The following is a 16,057-nucleotide window of genomic DNA, read 5'->3' as shown; positions in this document are numbered from 1 at the left end:
TTTCTCATTTTAATTATTTTATTAGAAGTGAAGGTATGATCAGTTATGATCGTATGGAGATCTCAAATTCAAAATAGGATCTCCTCCATTTTGTTTAAGTTGTTCAACTTCCCATTGATCGTGCGGACTTCCGGTGGCAATTTTGGCAGTACCCTTGTTCGATTTATTAGACAGAATGTTTTTAGGTGTCTCTGGTGCTTGACCAGCTTGGGTTAAACTTGCATAACCCTTAAAAGGAAGGAGCTTATCTGTATTTTTAAAGATCTTATTTTGGCTCAAAGATTTTTTGCCTAGACCTTTCAAATGGGAAATGAAATTTGGAATATTCTGTTTTTTTAAACTAGCTTTGTGACGTCCATCTCTTTGCGCAGCGTAAGATATGTAATCAATGCGATTATTGTCATCGACTACTATTGCTTGTTCATTCGCGGCAATAACTTTTCCATCAGTTAGCAGGAAACGGCCATTTTCACATTGAACAAAATCACAACCAATATCCAACCCTTGCTGAACAAATAGCACAGACTCTTCGCCAAGTTGTATATTGGGTGAATTAGACGCGGTTAATCTATTGCCATTGGCATATTCACCACCAACAAATTTCAACGTAATAGTCGAGTCTTGATAGGCACCAGAAATAACATCATCCACATTATAAGTAATAAAAGTATAGGGAATATTTTCAATTGATATTCCATTACTTATTTCAATAAGCGTACCTTTAAAAACAAGTTCTGCTTGGTTAATCAAACTTTGCAAAACAGGTATTTTTTTCGAATCAATAACGCTCGACACAGTAGCAGAGTCAATGGGGTCTAATTGTTGAGTGACTACCTGGCTAGTATTGACATTAGGCCTTTCTCTATCATTATTGGCGCTAATATCATTAATATCGCTAGCATTCTGATCACCACATCCGACTTGAAGTACCGTCAGAAATACAGTGCTGTAAAACTTTATATTATATTGTTTTTTCATTTTACTTCTCCTATTACAGTTTTATTGTTTTATTGCCTTCTTCGTTTACCTTTTTATTAAGAAAATCCGAATGATTTCAAACTTTCTCAATAACAACATGACGCCGAGAAATTCCTGGCTATCAAGCCGTAAGGTTATTTAGTGAGGATCCTTCCCTTAATACGATGAACACTCACATTTAATGTCAGTTAGTCTTTATTCCTTTGCTCTATAACTGCATTTATATAGCTTTTAGTGACGCAGGGTTAAATGAGCACAGACTTGGCTACTGCTTCAATTTTCAAATACAAACTTGATACTCGTAATTTCAGATACAACTTTTCATGGCGTGGGAGTAAAAAATTACTAAGAGTTTTCAGAACGGGTAATGATGAATTAGCAGGAAAAATAATATGAACAACGTTGTAATTGATTGCTGTTGATGACTTACACAATTGTTCATTAGAACTTGATAAACATAGTTGTTCAGTTTGATCGGTATTGAATAGAACACCGTCTCTATGGTTACGTATGTCGATAGAATATATTTGATTATGATGAGATAAAAATAACAAAACAAAAATACAATGTATTTCTCTATCGCCTAAGCAAATAGAGTTAGATATGTAGACATCTAACGACCGTAAAACAATATCCATTTTGTTTGTTATTATCATAAACTTATCTAGCGATGTATTTTTGACCGTTAAGCATAGACACCAAAAACAAGTCTGTCTATATTTTATACAGGTAACTTGTATACAATATAACCGATACGTTGCCGGTTTTTAAATGAAAACATTAAAATAATCAAGTTAAGTCATTGACCTAAATACTTATACTTTTTTGTAAAGTAACCGTTAAAATATTGTAAAGAATTTGTTTTTTACCATAAGGCAACTCACTTTAAGTTAACTTGAAACTATAAATATATATAAAAATACAAAAGTTAATTACGAGATGTGGAGAATATAAAATACAAAATGGCATCATTAAGAGCGTGCTTGATGTGGGTAATATGGTGGTGTTTAATTTAATCAGTGAGCTTCATAGCTTGGGCTATATTAACAATAAAGGGGCCGACATCTTTAGTTAGATTTTGGTCTCCATTTAACGCGAGAAAACCACTAAAACAACGATTAAAGTCCACTACTCAGACATAACGACCGTATAATAATTAACAACGCAAGTATAAAATTATCGATCCTAATCGCCCTTAAAACTATTTAAAAGCGATAAAACTCAATTTAGTGAGCCACACATGACTTTAAAGTTATTGGAAAAAATCCACTATTTTTATTTAAAGGCCGAATTTACCTTTTCACTTTTAATTCAGCGCATTACAAAATTAAGTTGTTACAATTTATTGATTTAAATATATTGTATATGATATATTCCCTGCGCGCATGGATTCGCAATAAGTTAACTTGTTGATTTGTGTGGTACAAGTAAATTAATAACCCTCAAAAAGGAATTGAAAATGATAAAAAAAGTAATCTTAGTAGTGAGTACATTGCTATTAACCCTCGCTGTATCAGCAGGTCCAAAATATGGTTTTAAATATGTTTGGATGGATGTTGAGATAAAAACCCCTATTTATGAAAACTACATTGAAAGCCGTACTAGCTGTTATTACAATGGTTATTTATTTGTATCTGGTTTCCCTGCTGGAAATCCAACTTTTCAAAAATACTATAATAAAGCTCATACCTTTGATGGAATAGTAAGCTGCCCTACCAGTACCTATCTACATGAGTCTGAATTATTTAGTTGGTATGAATCTGGTTATGACAATAATGGTAATCGGATAAGTATCTGGCATAATGATTGGATATACTATACGGGTAATATCTCACTAAATTCTGAATCTGTCGTTTCTGAAGAAAAAACAAGAATTATTGGTTATGATGTCATAGGTACTGAAAGAAGACTTGTTCGAGTGCCTTGCACTTCTGAAAGAGATTGTGACGCCGGTGGTCCGCCATAAGCTAAATTAAATTTTTATTTTAAAATGTTCTGCTGATAACAGCAGACATTATCAGCATTAAAAAATTGATGTAAAACCACAGAGAAAACACTCAGCTGTGGTTTCATTTTAAGTAGGTAATGCTAATTGTATTTATTTTCAATAACTCAACCACTCCATTGTTGCATCGCCCTCACATAGGTTGAAAATAAACATAACTCAATTCCTACTGATATTTTAATAAACCCTAGGTAAAGTGATTTTTTAACTGGGTACTGCACTGATTAACCAGAGATTTCGTATGATTTTCACTAAAAAAAATGCCCTATCTACCATTATGGGTCTTGTTATAGGTGTTGTTTGCTCAACTATTTACTTTAATAATAATGAAGACAATCAAAGACAAACCATTAATTTATTGACTCCGCAATTAATGGTTCAAAATAAGCATTCGACTAATGATGCTGGTAATTCGTTCTCATCGAGTAAAATTGATCTCGACAGCCGAGACCTTATTCTTTTGCAGCAACAAGTTAAACAACTGACCACACAAATAATTGAGCAAGATACCTTGATTGATGAGATGAAAGAGTCTGCTATTGCTCATATTACACCAGAAAAAAGCAAAAAAGAACGATGGTTAAATTCCCCCGAATACTTTAAATCAACAATAATACCAACGTTGGTATTACCTGTTGTTGAAGAATTAACCTCACGTTTAGCATTGTCACCTGCTGAAAGTGAAGGTTTTGCTGACTTATTAAAAGCTAAAGCAACGGCTGATCATGATTCGATGAAGCCTTATTTAGATGAACTTAATAAACAAAGTAAAAAGGTTTATGATCCAGAAAGGTTAGCCTACCTCAATGAGCTGGCAAATGATCAGCTTACAGAAAATCAAGAGTCTTATAATAACCAACTTAACAACTTATTTGATACTGAACAACTGGCGAACTATCAACAGCTTGAAAATGAAACGACTCAAAAAAATACTGACCGATTAGTTAATCATCAAACAGCTGAATTAACTATGGCAATTTCCACTTTAGACGATTATCAAAAGCAACAAATTCAGCAGTTATTCCAAGAAAGCTATAATAAAAGCCAAGATACTCCTTTAGGAGCAAGTGGCAGTATTTACGCAAAAAGAGCAAATGCGATGAACTCTGAGCAGTTGAAAAATCATCAACGTTCTTTAAAGCAACTGTTAACCAATGAGCAGCTAGCTACTTATGAGAGTTATCAAAAAATAAAGTAATCGTTAATACCTTACCATTGAATGACTGGATTATTATGCTTTCATCCGAACTTAAAAAGGGGATAATATCTCTTTATTTTCCCCTTTTTAGGATTTTAGATAACAAATTAATCGCTAATGCGATAACTTACCCGTTCAGTAGATAAACTTCCTCCTTGTAATTTGAGTTAATTAACATGTAGTAAATAGGCAGCGCCTTTGAACAAATTACAAGCACTTAGCCTGTGAATTGAAAGCCAAAGCCCCAATAAGAATCTAAAAGTAGTGGACTAAAACTGACCGAAGCGAATAGCCTACTTTTTTTGTCTTTATTAATTAGCTTATGTGCCTGTTAACGACCATACCGAAAATTCATTACCGCTAGGCTCAATAAAGTGGAAACGACGGCCTCCAGGAAATGAAAAAATTGGTGTTGATATTTTTCCTCCAACACGCTCAACAATTGCCTGTGTACTTTCTAAGTCTTCACTGAGTAAGACAAGTAATGCCCCGCCCTTACTTGCAACAGAGGTTAAATCAGACTTGTAGAATCCACCACTTAAGCCTTGATCATTAAAAGATGAATAATCAGGTCCAAAATCCTCGAATTTCCAATCGAACGCATTTTCAAAAAACTGCTTTGTTGCAGAAATATTTATTGCTGGAAATTCAACATAATTCAATTTGAGATTTGACGGCATAACTTGAAGCCTCCTTAGCGTATAACGAGCCTGTAGAATAACTCGTTTGTTATCAATTACCCCCTAAAACCGGGGTGGAAAATGCATTACCTATATCGAGTTAATCGTCTACAGTTCGATACCGGAGCACAAAATTTTAGTAGTTTTGACTGAATTAGTTATTTTACAGCCTCAACGCCACGTTAAGCGACAAACAATAGCTGGTTAAATGTGTGATGCACGCACAACAGACAGCTGTTTTTTGTCCTTATTAATTAGCTAATACACTTGGGTTAGCTTACGATTTGTTCCGAACGAATTCCATCCCTTAGTGCCAACTAAGTAACTATTTTTTGGTTCTAATTGGTTGAATAGATCTTCACTCGTTGTAAAAGATTCAGCTTTGCTCTTGATAGTAAACTCAATAAATTCCACGCACCCGCTTTCAGTACAAAGATCGACCCACTCAGAATTTTTTGAAATGACATATATTTCGATTGTATCGATACTGTAGCGATAATATTGAAAGAAAATAATGCTGATTATAATTAGCGACGGAAAGAAAATTTTGAATATTTTCGATAGCCTTTTAGAGTTTTCCATGTGAATACATTCCATTGTTCAACCCATACTTAAATTAGTACAACTAGCTGATAAGCGACACCAACGCATCATTAATACGCTAAAAAAGTTGGTTAAAATAGCGATATCCTGTTTAACAGTTTGTTAGCTACTCTTACCTTTTATCCAATCCTTAACGGGAATGACCCATTCAGGTATTGGTCGATAAAAAGCACCATGCTCCTTACCTGTGGAAATAGAAATTTCTTCAAATGATTTTAGGTTAATACTTCTAGCTTGAAGTTTTTTACATGTACTAGCACCGTCAGTTGTTTCATAAACAGACAAAAAATCACCATTCATTTTAATATCAAAATATTTTTTTGAAACGATACGCCCACATCCAGCTAAAAGGACTGTATTAACAGGCGTTTCTTCCAAATAATGAGAGGTTAAACTAGTAATAAAAGCTCCACGAGAAAAACCTATAATAGTTATATGATTAGCATCTACTCCACTCTTTATTAACTCTCTAACATTGTTGGCTAATAGCTCAGCATGCTTAAAGGGGTCTGTACCTTTTGAGCGGTGATATGCGATCAAATTATATTCGTTGTCTGACAATGACTCTTTTATCGCAGGAAATTTATATACTCCCCACCTTTCATTTTTTGGAGTAGGATTTGTACCTTCGACAATAAAGCCATGCGAATAAAATACATATTTTTCATTCGCATTAATTTGTTCAGGGAATTTATCGTAAATATCTCCGGCAAAAGATAATGACGAAAAAAGAATACTTATTAATAGCGAAAATTTGATACTGACTCTCCTGAGTAGCTAACGCCCTAATAATGGGCAAAAAATTGTTGGCTAAAATGTGAAGCGAAGCGGAACCGATCCAACTGTTAAAAGTCCTGCTTGAATGGCTTATGTACTGCCTGACTTTTTAAATGAGTATGGTACATAAATCAAATAGGAAGCGATAAACATACCTGTACTAAATTGTATTGTTTCCTTGGCAGGTGAAGCCGAAACCCAAATACAAAATAAAGTAATTACAAATTGAAAACCAGTAATAATTTTATGTTTATCGAAATTAAATGTATTCGTAATAAATATCCCCACAAAATACTGTATGACAGTTAGGAAAATAAAGATTGAAAATGAAGTTAAGAGTGATATTTGCACATGCTCCCTTGAAGTACGTAACGCCAAGGTAACAGGCCGCGTTGTTGCGAAGTAACGCATTTAGCAGTCCAGCCAGCTTGCTGGCGATTGTTACCGTCTTGTTAAATGATTCACCCAATCTGCTTCTCTAGATAATAGCGTTGGTGTTTTCCAAAGTTACCACGCGGTTGACCAAAAACAGAATACCCATGTTTTTCGTAAAATCCAAGCGCTTGGAAACTAAAGGTATCTAGGGTTGCGCCAGTGCAGCCTCGCTTAATTGCTTCGGCTTCAGCTGCGCAAATTAATTTAGAGCCAAGCTGATTTTTTCGATCGGACTCAAGTACCCAAAAATAATCTATGTGAAGCCAGTGATAATATGTTTTCCCGGTTAAGCCAGCAACAATATTACCATCAGTATCCCGAATATAAGCCGACAACAGCTTTCCGTCATTCTCGATAAATTGTGAGTTGTAATCACGTAATTTTTTTACAATGAATTCATCATCACTAGCGATGGGGCTATCAGTAATTTCAAGGTTCATCTGTTTGTCCATTTAACGCCCATTTAACGCCCATTTAAGGGGCTGATAATAGTTTGCTGAAATGTATAGCGTAGCGAAACTGAGCAAACTGTTAATAGTCCCGCTTGAAGTTCTTATAGTTATGCGAACTTGATGCGACTTGACCGCCCCACTTTAGCTTTCCAACAAACTCTAAATTTTGTAATCGCAACACTATCAGAATCTGTTATCTACTTTCCCTGTAAAACTGATAGCAAACTAACAATGAAGAATTTATCTCTTGTCGAAGCATGAGAGAGCATTGTCCGTTTGAATTGCTGTTAGGTGAAAAATTCCATTAGTTCATTTACGATCCCTGATGGGTCTTTAAAAGCTGCATAGCGACCCCACCTATTTTCATTTGGTGATTTATGTATAAAAACAACACCTTTTGATTTTAACTCGTTAATTTTTTCATCTAAATTACTTACAGTAAGCACCAATGATGAGTTTGAATTATATCCGTGATCATAGTGTGTTGCTCCCATTGTTCCTTGAAACATTATTACTTCATGCTCACCAGCTTTCAGCTTTATGCAATCAGCATGCTCTTCAACTAAAATTAGGCCTAAAGTTTTGGTATAAAACTGAAGTGACTCTTTAAGATTATTAACAACTAATAAAGTTAATGGATTTTTCATGCGTGACATCCTTTTGCACCATAACGAGGCTGTAGAATAACTCGTTTTTTATGTTATTTTTAATCGAAATACTCTAACTGGATTATTTTTTTTTAACAATCAAAAACATTTACGTTTTTTGCGGTTTTTACTTCGTTCCGCATTGAATGGTGGTTGGTTTGTCGCCTATTTCCTTTTCTGAGGCTATTTTCTAGGGAATATGGGGGGTAATGTGGCTATTTCTTAACTCTTCAATATTATGAACTAGGCAATACAGTAGGTTGTTTTTACAGTCCTTCAAATAACCGACGAAACGGGTGTAAATACGTCCTGTACTGTTAATTTTTTCGCCACCACACCACATGTCATACCCGCAGGACATCGGCATTGCTGCTTATTTGTATCAAGATGAAAATCCGCTGAAGTAAATAGCCTTGGTTTACCTTTACTGCGTTTTAATCGGCGCTTTTCTTTTTCTGGATGATAGGTCTCACTCACTCACTTTAAACAAGGGGTTTCGACTTCTAAATTGCGTATCAGCTATATATGTATCAAGCCCTGTGGTGGTCATATACTCAAGATTTACCTCACTTTGAAAACCACTGTCGACGGTAAACTTAGCCGCTCTTAAGGCGTTTGGGGTATTGAGTTCACTCAATTGTTTTTCTAACTGCTCTAGCACTTGGTTGACGTTCACACCAATCGTAATAGCCACTTTTTTAGGATATACAGCTCCTCCTTGAGCTGTTTACTTTCACGTCCTAGTTGTTGTTGTTCTTTGGTAAGTACTTTTTTGGCTTTTGATTGGCCAGCCACAATGCTCCCTTCACGATATTCTTTTCGCCATCGTGACAGCATAAACGAGTGTATGTCGAGTTTTTCGCCAACTGATTTGATTGTGACACCAACAACATAACTTAATTGAATAGCGTTAACTTTAAAGTCGCATGAATACTTCCAAGTTCGTCTTGGATAGTTGTACTTGGGCATAAGACACCTCATCTTTAGTTAGATTTTGGTGTCCGTTTTATAGGGGGAAGATCACATTGCTTTCATACCTAAATTTCAGTCAGACATAAAAGCAATAATTTTATCTAAGATAAAGATCAGAATATCCGTAATAAATAATCATTCGTAGCTTATCGCTTCTTGAACAGAGTACTTGTTGGCACTATATATTGGGCCAATCGTTGCCAAAATAACTAAGATAATAGTACCGAATAAACTAAGGTAAATTTCCTCAATAGAACCCATGTAATCAAATGGATATTCAACCAAAGCCGTACCAAAGTATTCGGTCATCAACTTGCTCGTTGGTTGCGAAAGTAGTAAAGCAAATAGCCAACCAATAAATGCCATTGTCATGGATTCCGTCAACAATATGCTCGCTATGGCTGAAGGTTTTCCGCCAATCGCTCGCAAAATGCCAATTTCACGGGTACGTTCGACGATACTCGTTGATATACCCGAGGCCATACCCAGTGTTGAAACAAACAACATTAGCAGTGCGAGAAGTAATAAAGCTGAAACAATTACATCCAAATGACCGCGTATCACACGACTGGCCCTTTTAGCTGATGCCATATCTGCAACGCCGACACCAGCTAAACTGAAATGTTGATCCAACAGTTTTTTTAATTCCGTCAACGTTTTTTCATTTGGTTCTTTTAAGGTAATAAAAGCTGAATTGATTAACTGATCTGTGTTTGGGAAATGGTGACGAAAATCGATCTCTCGCATGTAGATACTTGCACCACCAAATTCTTTCATAATACCAATGATAGGTAATTTCATCGGAATATTATTAATCAGCACATCCAGCATATTACCCACTCTATATTCAGAATGGTCATAACTGATCCGTTGGTTAATTACCACACCACCGGCTTGTTCTGGATTTAGCCAGTTCCCAGCAAGCATAAAAGGCTGCATCACTTTACTTGCAGTAGGAATGAGTTTAAGTGGTCTCACCTTATTACCCAAGCCGTTGAGATTGGTTAGTGTTACGGGTTTGACCTTCCATGTTTCAACATGATCTACTATGCCAAATTTGTCTATCCAGTCAACGCGGTTGGCCTTGATTGGCTGATCAAACAAGACAAAGAGATCATAGCGTTTTTGTAATTCTTCCTGCTCAGCGGTATACAATAATGAAGTACTGGTATTCATTGCCAACATAAAGGTGATAAGTCCTATAGCCACTGTTGCAGCAGTAAACAGCAACCGTCTTGGTTTTCTAAAAGCATTTTTTATACCCATGACTAAATTAATAGGCAATGGCAGCGTTAAGTTAATTCTATTTTTACTACTAGTAGCTTCTGCATGCTGAAGGGCGCTGATAACAGAAACCTGAGTCCAGCGTTTTATCGGAGCAAGGGCTGCGATCATAGGTAGGAGTGTTCCAACAAGTAAAAGTATGAACAGAAATGAAAGCGGTAGCTCTGTAGTTAAGATATTAAAATTGAGAAAGGCTGCGAGTTTTGCCGAGATCACATAGCCACTATAGACTGCCAGAGGGATGGCAATAAGGCTGGCAATCATTCCTAATATCATCATAGAACCCAAATAAATACTAGCAATATGGATATTGGTGGCACCTATGGCCTTTAAGATCCCTATCTGCTTTACTTGACTGGTCAATATACCGTTGATCAAATTCAATACTAATACCACACTGACCAAAAGTGCCAATAATCCTATTCCTGTTAACAGGAATAGAATCGAATTCATTTGGAATTGATGCTTATGTTCTGTGGTTGATGGAAAACTAGTTTTAGTAACCTGATAGCCTAATTCATTGAGCTGTGCTTCGAGTCTTACTGATATTTGGCGAACGCTGGCAGCATCACCGTAACCATGCGCTGGAATTACTAGAAGCCGGTCAACTAAATTTCCACCCGTCCATAACTTAGCTGTATCTGGTGTTATATAGCCATAAAGCAACTGTTCCATTCGTGAAGGAGCCTGTGCAGGATCATGTACTATACCTGATAATTCCACTTTGACTTGTTGCCCACCTTTTAGTCGTAAACTTATTGGCTTGTCACCAAAGTAAGTCATATCATTGGGATCTATCACCACTGGTTTTCCATGGGGACCTCTTGCTATCTTATGAGGATCGGCACCAGTAACTCGCATTTTAAATCGCCAGTTTGCTAATAACAAACCATCACGTTCAATGAAAAAACTATTTTTAGGTGGAATTTCCACCATGCTTTCAGTGAATATTTTTCCTACTTTCATTTGGCTAAAGTCATCCACGACCCAAAATGCAACAGGCAGCCAGTAATCTTGATAAATCTCCAGTCTAGCCCTAAATATAGGACGATTCTCTATCGCAGCAACACCTTGTACCCTGGCAAGTTTCTTAATAGGTAAAACCTCATCTGAGTCCTGATTTGGCTTACTTTTCAGTGTTAAAATAATCGCTGGAGGATTAGTTGAGGTGAAGTTTTCAGACAAATCATTATCGAGTACCCGCCAAGCAACCACAACACTACCAACTCCCCAAAGACCTACGAGCAAACCTACTATGGTGAGTATGGTTCGAGCTTTTCGCTCAGTTAAATCGCGCCATATCTTTTTAAGTATACTAAGAGACATGAGCAAGTCCTTCTTTTAATGAATTATCACTAGCCTTAGTATTAAAAGTTGGCTTCAATATGTCGTTTTGTAAAATACCGTCTCCTAGGGTCAACACGCGAGAAAACCGAGATTGATGATCCTGTTCATGAGTCGCAATTATGACCAAGCAGCCATCTTTGGCACATTCTTCAAATATCGACATAATGAGTTCACTGTTCTCACTATCTAAATTGCCCGTTGGCTCGTCAGCTACTAGAATTTTTGGATCATTAGCAAGTGCTCGTGCGATAGCAACTCGTTGCTGCTCGCCTCCAGATAACTTAGCTGGATATTTGTCATAATGTCTTCTTACGCCTGTCTGCTCTAGTAACATTAACGCACGGTCTTTTCTTAAACTTTTGGGAATAACACTGACCAAATCCATCGCTAATACAACATTTTCGAGCACAGTTAATGTTGGTACTAATTGAAAAAATTGAAAGACAATACCTATGTTTATACCGCGAAATCTAGCCAGTTTTCCTTCGGATAATTTTCCAATGTCTTGTCCTTCAATTATCGCTTTGCCGTTTGTGGGATGATCAATACCGCTGAGTAAATTAAGTAGTGTTGATTTTCCACTGCCTGAATGCCCGATCAGGCCAATGAAATCACCTGCGTTAAAAGTTAAGCTTAATGGTGATAGCGCACTAAACTTTCCGGCCCCCGTGCTATATACCTTTTCAATATTATTAAAACTAATTCTCGTGGTCATTTTTGAGCCTTTGCTAGTGAAGGTGTTTGTCAGATTACAAAATGGCAAAGACAACTAGAAGGTACAAGAAGTGTTAGTTTACAAGCTGTATTTATCGATGAGTGACACTGGCCATCGATGAGGAGAAGTAATAATGATTTAAAAATCTAGGTCAGGCTGTAGGGTATAAACCCTCAACTACCATTTTGTAAGAACGGCTGGACAATATTACATGGTTGCCATTTAAGGTCATTTCAAAAGCACCTCCTTGCTTAGCTACAACTCTTTTGATCTTATTACAATTAACAATAGTGGAACGATGAACTCTTTTAAAGTAGGTATTATTGAGTTGTTTCTCAATTTTCTTGAGTGTATTTTTGATGATGTAACTGTTGTTTTCTGTGATTAACTCAACATAATCACCATTGGCTTTGATATAACAGATATCAAAATCCTTTAGCAGTCGTTTTTCTCCCATTTTATCAACATTAAAAACTTGATTGTCAGGTGACTTAAGGGTGTTTTCTTGCGATAAGTTTTTCGTTGCTACTACCGACTTTGGACTTGAAGACCATTTAAGGTACAAAACAGACCATAACCAATAAAAAAGAAAAAAATATAATGTACCTGTAGAAAGTACTTCTACCAGTACATTTTGAAGATCATGACCTGCCATCAAATAAAGCATTGGGTTTAACAAAAGTGCGGTAATAATTGCTGCTAGGCAACTGACGAGAATCTGCCATATTGATCTGTTAAACGCAACTTTCCATAATTCACTGCTAAAAACACTTAGCATAGCGAAACTCACCAGAGTACCTATTAACCAAAGGTAAACATGTCGGGTGTAGGCAACATTCAAATGATGTTGAGCAATCTGATAACGCTCAGCAAGTAATACCAGGCTTGCGATAAGCCAAAAACTGATGGTAAACAATGGGGTTTTATATCTGGTAATTAGTTTGTTCATCAAAAATACAATAATAATTGAGAGAATTATAAATTCTTTGGATAATGAGCTAAAAAGTTAAGCCTGTAAAGAGTATGAGAAGCGCAAAATTGTTAATAAATATTTGAATATTCATATTCATATTCATAATTGAAACTATACACTCCGTTTTTATTAATACCACTTGTTCCGTTTAAATGCCTTATGTTGTAAACTTAACCCAAACTCCTATGGCAGCAACAACTAAAGCGGCACTAGATATCCATATAGGGAGTAGGAACTTATTATTTTCTAATTGAAGATCAGCATTAATTGAAACCAACAAAGGGTAATTTACGTACATATATTCTTTCTTCAAAGTAAATATGTCTATTGTTTTTCCTTCATTATTTTTCATCCCAAACTTTTTATTATAGTGATATTCAATGAGGTGCCGATATATCCTTTCATCAATTCCTAGATTAGCGGATACAAGTTTACAGTTTATTTTGATTAATGAACTTTCAGAATAAATAAATTTTTTATAATAAACTTTCAGAGTGGTTTCAATAACTTTTCTATGTTTAATTTTACTAATTTCCATGAATACATCCTGTACAACATTACAGCTTATTAGGTGACAAAATGTCATGTTTAAACATGACATTTTGTCACCTTTCATTTTTTTATAAAATCACAATAACTTACAACGAACATTCAATCAATAAGTTACAAAAACCAACAAACTGGTTTATGTGTGAATACAGCTTTATGCCTTATTTCACGCAAACAGATATAAACACCAAAGACTGTATAAACATACAGCCCCCTAATGAACTAATATTAGATTAGTTTGAACTATCAAATAAAGTCTTTAACATATAAAGTTATATAAAAACACTTTCATTATCCATATAGCAACAATACATTTGTTTGGCTGCTGCTAAAAAAAACCAACCTATAACTGTAATGTCTTTTGTGCACAGCTTGTTGCCATTATTTTCTTGCTATTTGTGACGTTTGTCGTAATTTATTCAGAACTTTTGACGCATGAACTTTAATTATTTCATCCAATCTGGCTATAGCCCAGAATATACATTTCAAGATTTCTCATAATTCATGAAAACCCAAAAGTATTGGTTTACACGTTAATGAGATATTTTAAGTCAGTCACTTCATCACCGGTTATACCGCGAAAGCCCCAGCAATGATTTGGTTGTTCTTTGATAATAATTTCTATATCCACAGGTAATATATTTAATTGTGCTTCAATACCAGCAAACAACGATTTTATTAATGCTTTTTTAGTTTCGATTTTTCTTCCTGCCATCATATTAATTTCAATAACAGTGTAACTATCTGAGCGACCGCCCGGATAATAAAAGTCTGACTTATCCATGGGAATAAATCGATGAGCGCGTTTATCTTCAGGCATACCAAATACGGATTGCATTGATTGATGTATAACATCAGAGAATTTTGCTTTAATGGGATTAAGGTTTTCTTTGATTCCATAGATGACGATCATCGTGTTACTTCCTTTTATTATTACTTTTGCACAGAGCCCTATGTTAAGGCCATTTTTAATTATAATGAGCTGATAACCGCTCTTTCTCGCTCTACCTTTCAGAAACCGTTTATTTAACCATTACTCCATACCAACATACTTAGGATGCGACTGAATACGACTAATCCATTGTTCAATGGCGGGATATTGAGCAAGATTAAATCCGCCTTCATTTGCTACATGGGTATAACCATAAAGAGATATATCAGCAGTCGTTAAGTGATCACCAACAAGGTATGGCGTTTTTTGCAATTGCTCTGCCATTACTTTAAGCGCTTTATGCCCCCCTGCTTGTTTAGCATCATACTCAGCTTTTTTGTCTTCTGGTAAACCAAGATATTTGGCAATAAACCGCGCAACGGCTATAAAGGGTTCGTGACTATATTGTTCAAAAAATTGCCATTGCTGTATTTTTGCATAAGCGAAACTAGTATCCCCTACTAATGAAGTGCCCGAAGCAAGGTAATTTAATATGGCGTTCGATTCAGACAGAAAACGTCCATCGTCAAGCTCAAGCAAGGGGATTTTACCATTGGCGTTCTTTTTCAAAAATGATTCGCTAAGGGTTTCATTCGCCATAATATCAACCTCAATCCACTCATGTTCAATCGATAAAAGTGATGTTAAAAGTTTGATTTTATAACAATTTCCTGACTGGATATCTGCGTATATTTTCAATGTATAGTCCTTAGTGATACCTTAATACTTGCTGAGATTTAATTACTGATAATGCTCGTTAAAATAGTGATAAATAAACCCTACAACGGTGTATCAGCTATTTGAATAAAATAGCCTACTCCGGCCACACAGCCATTGTCATTTCCACTTGCGCCGACAAAAGCACTTTTTCAATAAATTGTCTAATTTCTTCACGCTCATCCGCGGCAATTAAGTCGTTATGACACTCTTCGTTTAAGGTGTTAAGTGACACTATTAACGTGTCAACATGATCTGTAGACGTGGTAATGGTTTGTTCACTCGACTCCATAGTAGACATGAATTCGAGTAGCAGTGTTATACAAGCTGTAACATCATCAGCGGTGTAAGCCGGCTCTTCTTCTCCTTCAATACAGTCCAACATGCCATATTGAATACTTTTAAGTGTATTTTTCAAGTGGTACCTTCTAATATTTCATTTATATATACTTGCTTGCTAACATAGCTATGCTGATATCAGCATGCCAATTTAATTACTGACTATGAATTAAGTATTACTGTGTGTAGAAAATCAGATAAAGCAGCTTATAGCTCAGTCATCACTAGTGTTTTTATTTTCAAGGCTTTTTCAAAATGATCCAATTTATGAGTTATGATCCACCATGTAGCGGCTTCCATCAATAATTCAGGATCATCATTTTTATTGGCAAAAAAAGCATAAAATGATAAACCGACATTAGCGCCCTTTTGTTCTATTTTTTTATCACACACGTTAATGATCTTCTCTTGTAAATTCTTACGCATCCTTTACTTTCCTTTTCAACTCACTGTGC

The 16,057-nt window shown here is 35.7% G+C and carries 16 protein-coding genes and 3 pseudogenes; 3 read left to right on the top strand and 16 right to left on the bottom strand.

The window, feature by feature from the left end:
• Positions 1-39: 39 nt before the first annotated feature.
• The gene (locus tag GAB14E_RS13155) at positions 40-978 is read right to left on the bottom strand and encodes a hypothetical protein (protein ID WP_033082054.1); all 939 of its coding nucleotides are present in this window, start codon (positions 976-978) and stop codon (positions 40-42) included.
• Positions 979-1,223: 245 nt separating this feature from the next.
• On the bottom strand, positions 1,224-1,634 hold the full coding sequence (locus tag GAB14E_RS24815; RefSeq protein WP_156115711.1) for a hypothetical protein: 411 nt from the start codon (positions 1,632-1,634) through the stop codon (positions 1,224-1,226).
• A 260-nt stretch (positions 1,635-1,894) separates the two neighbouring features.
• Here GAB14E_RS24815 and GAB14E_RS25280 point away from each other — a divergent pair.
• From GAB14E_RS25280 to GAB14E_RS13165, 3 genes and pseudogenes are all read left to right on the top strand, one after another.
• Positions 1,895-2,038, top strand: a pseudogene (locus tag GAB14E_RS25280) (IS110 family transposase); the annotation flags it as partial.
• A gap of 423 nt (positions 2,039-2,461) precedes the next feature.
• Positions 2,462-2,944 (top strand): hypothetical protein, encoded by a 483-nt coding sequence (locus GAB14E_RS13160; RefSeq protein ID WP_156115710.1) that lies wholly within the window; start codon positions 2,462-2,464, stop codon positions 2,942-2,944.
• Between the two features lie 280 nt (positions 2,945-3,224).
• Positions 3,225-4,181: a hypothetical protein gene (locus GAB14E_RS13165; protein WP_033082052.1), complete on the top strand. Its 957-nt coding sequence runs from the start codon at positions 3,225-3,227 to the stop codon at positions 4,179-4,181.
• Positions 4,182-4,501: 320 nt separating this feature from the next.
• Here GAB14E_RS13165 and GAB14E_RS13170 read toward each other — a convergent pair whose 3' ends face one another.
• The 14 genes and pseudogenes from GAB14E_RS13170 to GAB14E_RS13230 all read right to left on the bottom strand — a co-directional run bounded on the left by GAB14E_RS13170 (position 4,502) and on the right by GAB14E_RS13230 (position 16,028).
• Positions 4,502-4,861 carry a VOC family protein gene (locus GAB14E_RS13170; protein ID WP_033082051.1) on the bottom strand — a complete coding sequence of 120 codons (360 nt, stop codon included), beginning with the start codon at positions 4,859-4,861 and terminating at the stop codon, positions 4,502-4,504.
• 705 nt (positions 4,862-5,566) lie between these two features.
• Positions 5,567-6,025, bottom strand: coding sequence for an alpha/beta hydrolase family protein (locus GAB14E_RS0122880; protein WP_331386596.1), 459 nt, complete (start codon positions 6,023-6,025; stop codon positions 5,567-5,569).
• Positions 6,026-6,702: 677 nt separating this feature from the next.
• On the bottom strand, positions 6,703-7,128 hold the full coding sequence (locus GAB14E_RS13180; protein WP_052093636.1) for a GNAT family N-acetyltransferase: 426 nt from the start codon (positions 7,126-7,128) through the stop codon (positions 6,703-6,705).
• A 287-nt stretch (positions 7,129-7,415) separates the two neighbouring features.
• Positions 7,416-7,775: a VOC family protein gene (locus tag GAB14E_RS13185; protein ID WP_033082048.1), complete on the bottom strand. Its 360-nt coding sequence runs from the start codon at positions 7,773-7,775 to the stop codon at positions 7,416-7,418.
• A gap of 265 nt (positions 7,776-8,040) precedes the next feature.
• Positions 8,041-8,433: pseudogene (locus tag GAB14E_RS25680) on the bottom strand (transposase); the annotation flags it as partial.
• Positions 8,423-8,744: pseudogene (locus tag GAB14E_RS13195) on the bottom strand (transposase); the annotation flags it as partial. The pseudogenes GAB14E_RS13195 and GAB14E_RS25680, both read right to left, overlap by 11 nt.
• A 138-nt stretch (positions 8,745-8,882) precedes the next feature.
• Positions 8,883-11,357 (bottom strand): ABC transporter permease, encoded by a 2,475-nt coding sequence (locus tag GAB14E_RS13200; protein WP_033082045.1) that lies wholly within the window; start codon positions 11,355-11,357, stop codon positions 8,883-8,885.
• The gene (locus tag GAB14E_RS13205; RefSeq protein ID WP_081967788.1) at positions 11,347-12,093 is read right to left on the bottom strand and encodes an ABC transporter ATP-binding protein; all 747 of its coding nucleotides are present in this window, start codon (positions 12,091-12,093) and stop codon (positions 11,347-11,349) included. The genes GAB14E_RS13200 and GAB14E_RS13205 overlap by 11 nt, the downstream gene beginning before the upstream one ends.
• 151 nt (positions 12,094-12,244) lie before the next feature.
• Complete coding sequence (locus tag GAB14E_RS24085) at positions 12,245-13,042, bottom strand: LytTR family DNA-binding domain-containing protein (RefSeq protein WP_052093635.1); 798 nt, start codon at positions 13,040-13,042, stop codon at positions 12,245-12,247.
• Between the two features lie 181 nt (positions 13,043-13,223).
• The gene (locus tag GAB14E_RS13210; protein WP_033082044.1) at positions 13,224-13,604 is read right to left on the bottom strand and encodes a hypothetical protein; all 381 of its coding nucleotides are present in this window, start codon (positions 13,602-13,604) and stop codon (positions 13,224-13,226) included.
• A gap of 537 nt (positions 13,605-14,141) precedes the next feature.
• Positions 14,142-14,528 carry a tautomerase family protein gene (locus GAB14E_RS13215; RefSeq protein ID WP_033082043.1) on the bottom strand — a complete coding sequence of 129 codons (387 nt, stop codon included), beginning with the start codon at positions 14,526-14,528 and terminating at the stop codon, positions 14,142-14,144.
• Between the two features lie 120 nt (positions 14,529-14,648).
• On the bottom strand, positions 14,649-15,245 hold the full coding sequence (locus GAB14E_RS13220) for a glutathione S-transferase family protein (RefSeq protein ID WP_033082042.1): 597 nt from the start codon (positions 15,243-15,245) through the stop codon (positions 14,649-14,651).
• Between the two features lie 115 nt (positions 15,246-15,360).
• A complete protein-coding gene (locus GAB14E_RS13225) occupies positions 15,361-15,681 on the bottom strand; it encodes a hypothetical protein (protein ID WP_033082041.1) in 321 nt (106 codons plus the stop codon).
• Between the two features lie 128 nt (positions 15,682-15,809).
• The gene (locus GAB14E_RS13230) at positions 15,810-16,028 is read right to left on the bottom strand and encodes a DUF6500 family protein (protein ID WP_033082040.1); all 219 of its coding nucleotides are present in this window, start codon (positions 16,026-16,028) and stop codon (positions 15,810-15,812) included.
• Positions 16,029-16,057 lie beyond the last annotated feature (29 nt).

Source organism: Colwellia psychrerythraea (genome assembly GCF_000764185.1).
GTDB classification, from domain to species: Bacteria; Pseudomonadota; Gammaproteobacteria; order Enterobacterales; family Alteromonadaceae; genus Colwellia; species Colwellia psychrerythraea_B.
Note: the sequence above shows the minus strand (reverse complement) of the source record. Positions and strands in the feature narration are given on the sequence as shown.

Excerpts from the sequence above, each read along its gene's own strand:
- GAB14E_RS13210 (WP_033082044.1), bottom strand. The coding sequence starts at position 13,604 with ATGGAAATTAGTAAAATTAAACATAGAAAAGTTATTGAAACCACTCTG.
- GAB14E_RS13200 (WP_033082045.1), bottom strand. The coding sequence starts at position 11,357 with ATGTCTCTTAGTATACTTAAAAAGATATGGCGCGATTTAACTGAGCGA.
- GAB14E_RS24085 (WP_052093635.1), bottom strand. The coding sequence starts at position 13,042 with ATGAACAAACTAATTACCAGATATAAAACCCCATTGTTTACCATCAGT.
- GAB14E_RS13215 (WP_033082043.1), bottom strand. The coding sequence starts at position 14,528 with ATGATCGTCATCTATGGAATCAAAGAAAACCTTAATCCCATTAAAGCA.
- GAB14E_RS13170 (WP_033082051.1), bottom strand. The coding sequence starts at position 4,861 with ATGCCGTCAAATCTCAAATTGAATTATGTTGAATTTCCAGCAATAAAT.
- GAB14E_RS24815 (WP_156115711.1), bottom strand. The coding sequence starts at position 1,634 with ATGATAATAACAAACAAAATGGATATTGTTTTACGGTCGTTAGATGTC.
- GAB14E_RS13165 (WP_033082052.1), top strand. The coding sequence starts at position 3,225 with ATGATTTTCACTAAAAAAAATGCCCTATCTACCATTATGGGTCTTGTT.
- GAB14E_RS13185 (WP_033082048.1), bottom strand. The coding sequence starts at position 7,775 with ATGAAAAATCCATTAACTTTATTAGTTGTTAATAATCTTAAAGAGTCA.
- GAB14E_RS13230 (WP_033082040.1), bottom strand. The coding sequence starts at position 16,028 with ATGCGTAAGAATTTACAAGAGAAGATCATTAACGTGTGTGATAAAAAA.
- GAB14E_RS13180 (WP_052093636.1), bottom strand. The coding sequence starts at position 7,128 with ATGGACAAACAGATGAACCTTGAAATTACTGATAGCCCCATCGCTAGT.
- GAB14E_RS13205 (WP_081967788.1), bottom strand. The coding sequence starts at position 12,093 with ATGACCACGAGAATTAGTTTTAATAATATTGAAAAGGTATATAGCACG.
- GAB14E_RS13155 (WP_033082054.1), bottom strand. The coding sequence starts at position 978 with ATGAAAAAACAATATAATATAAAGTTTTACAGCACTGTATTTCTGACG.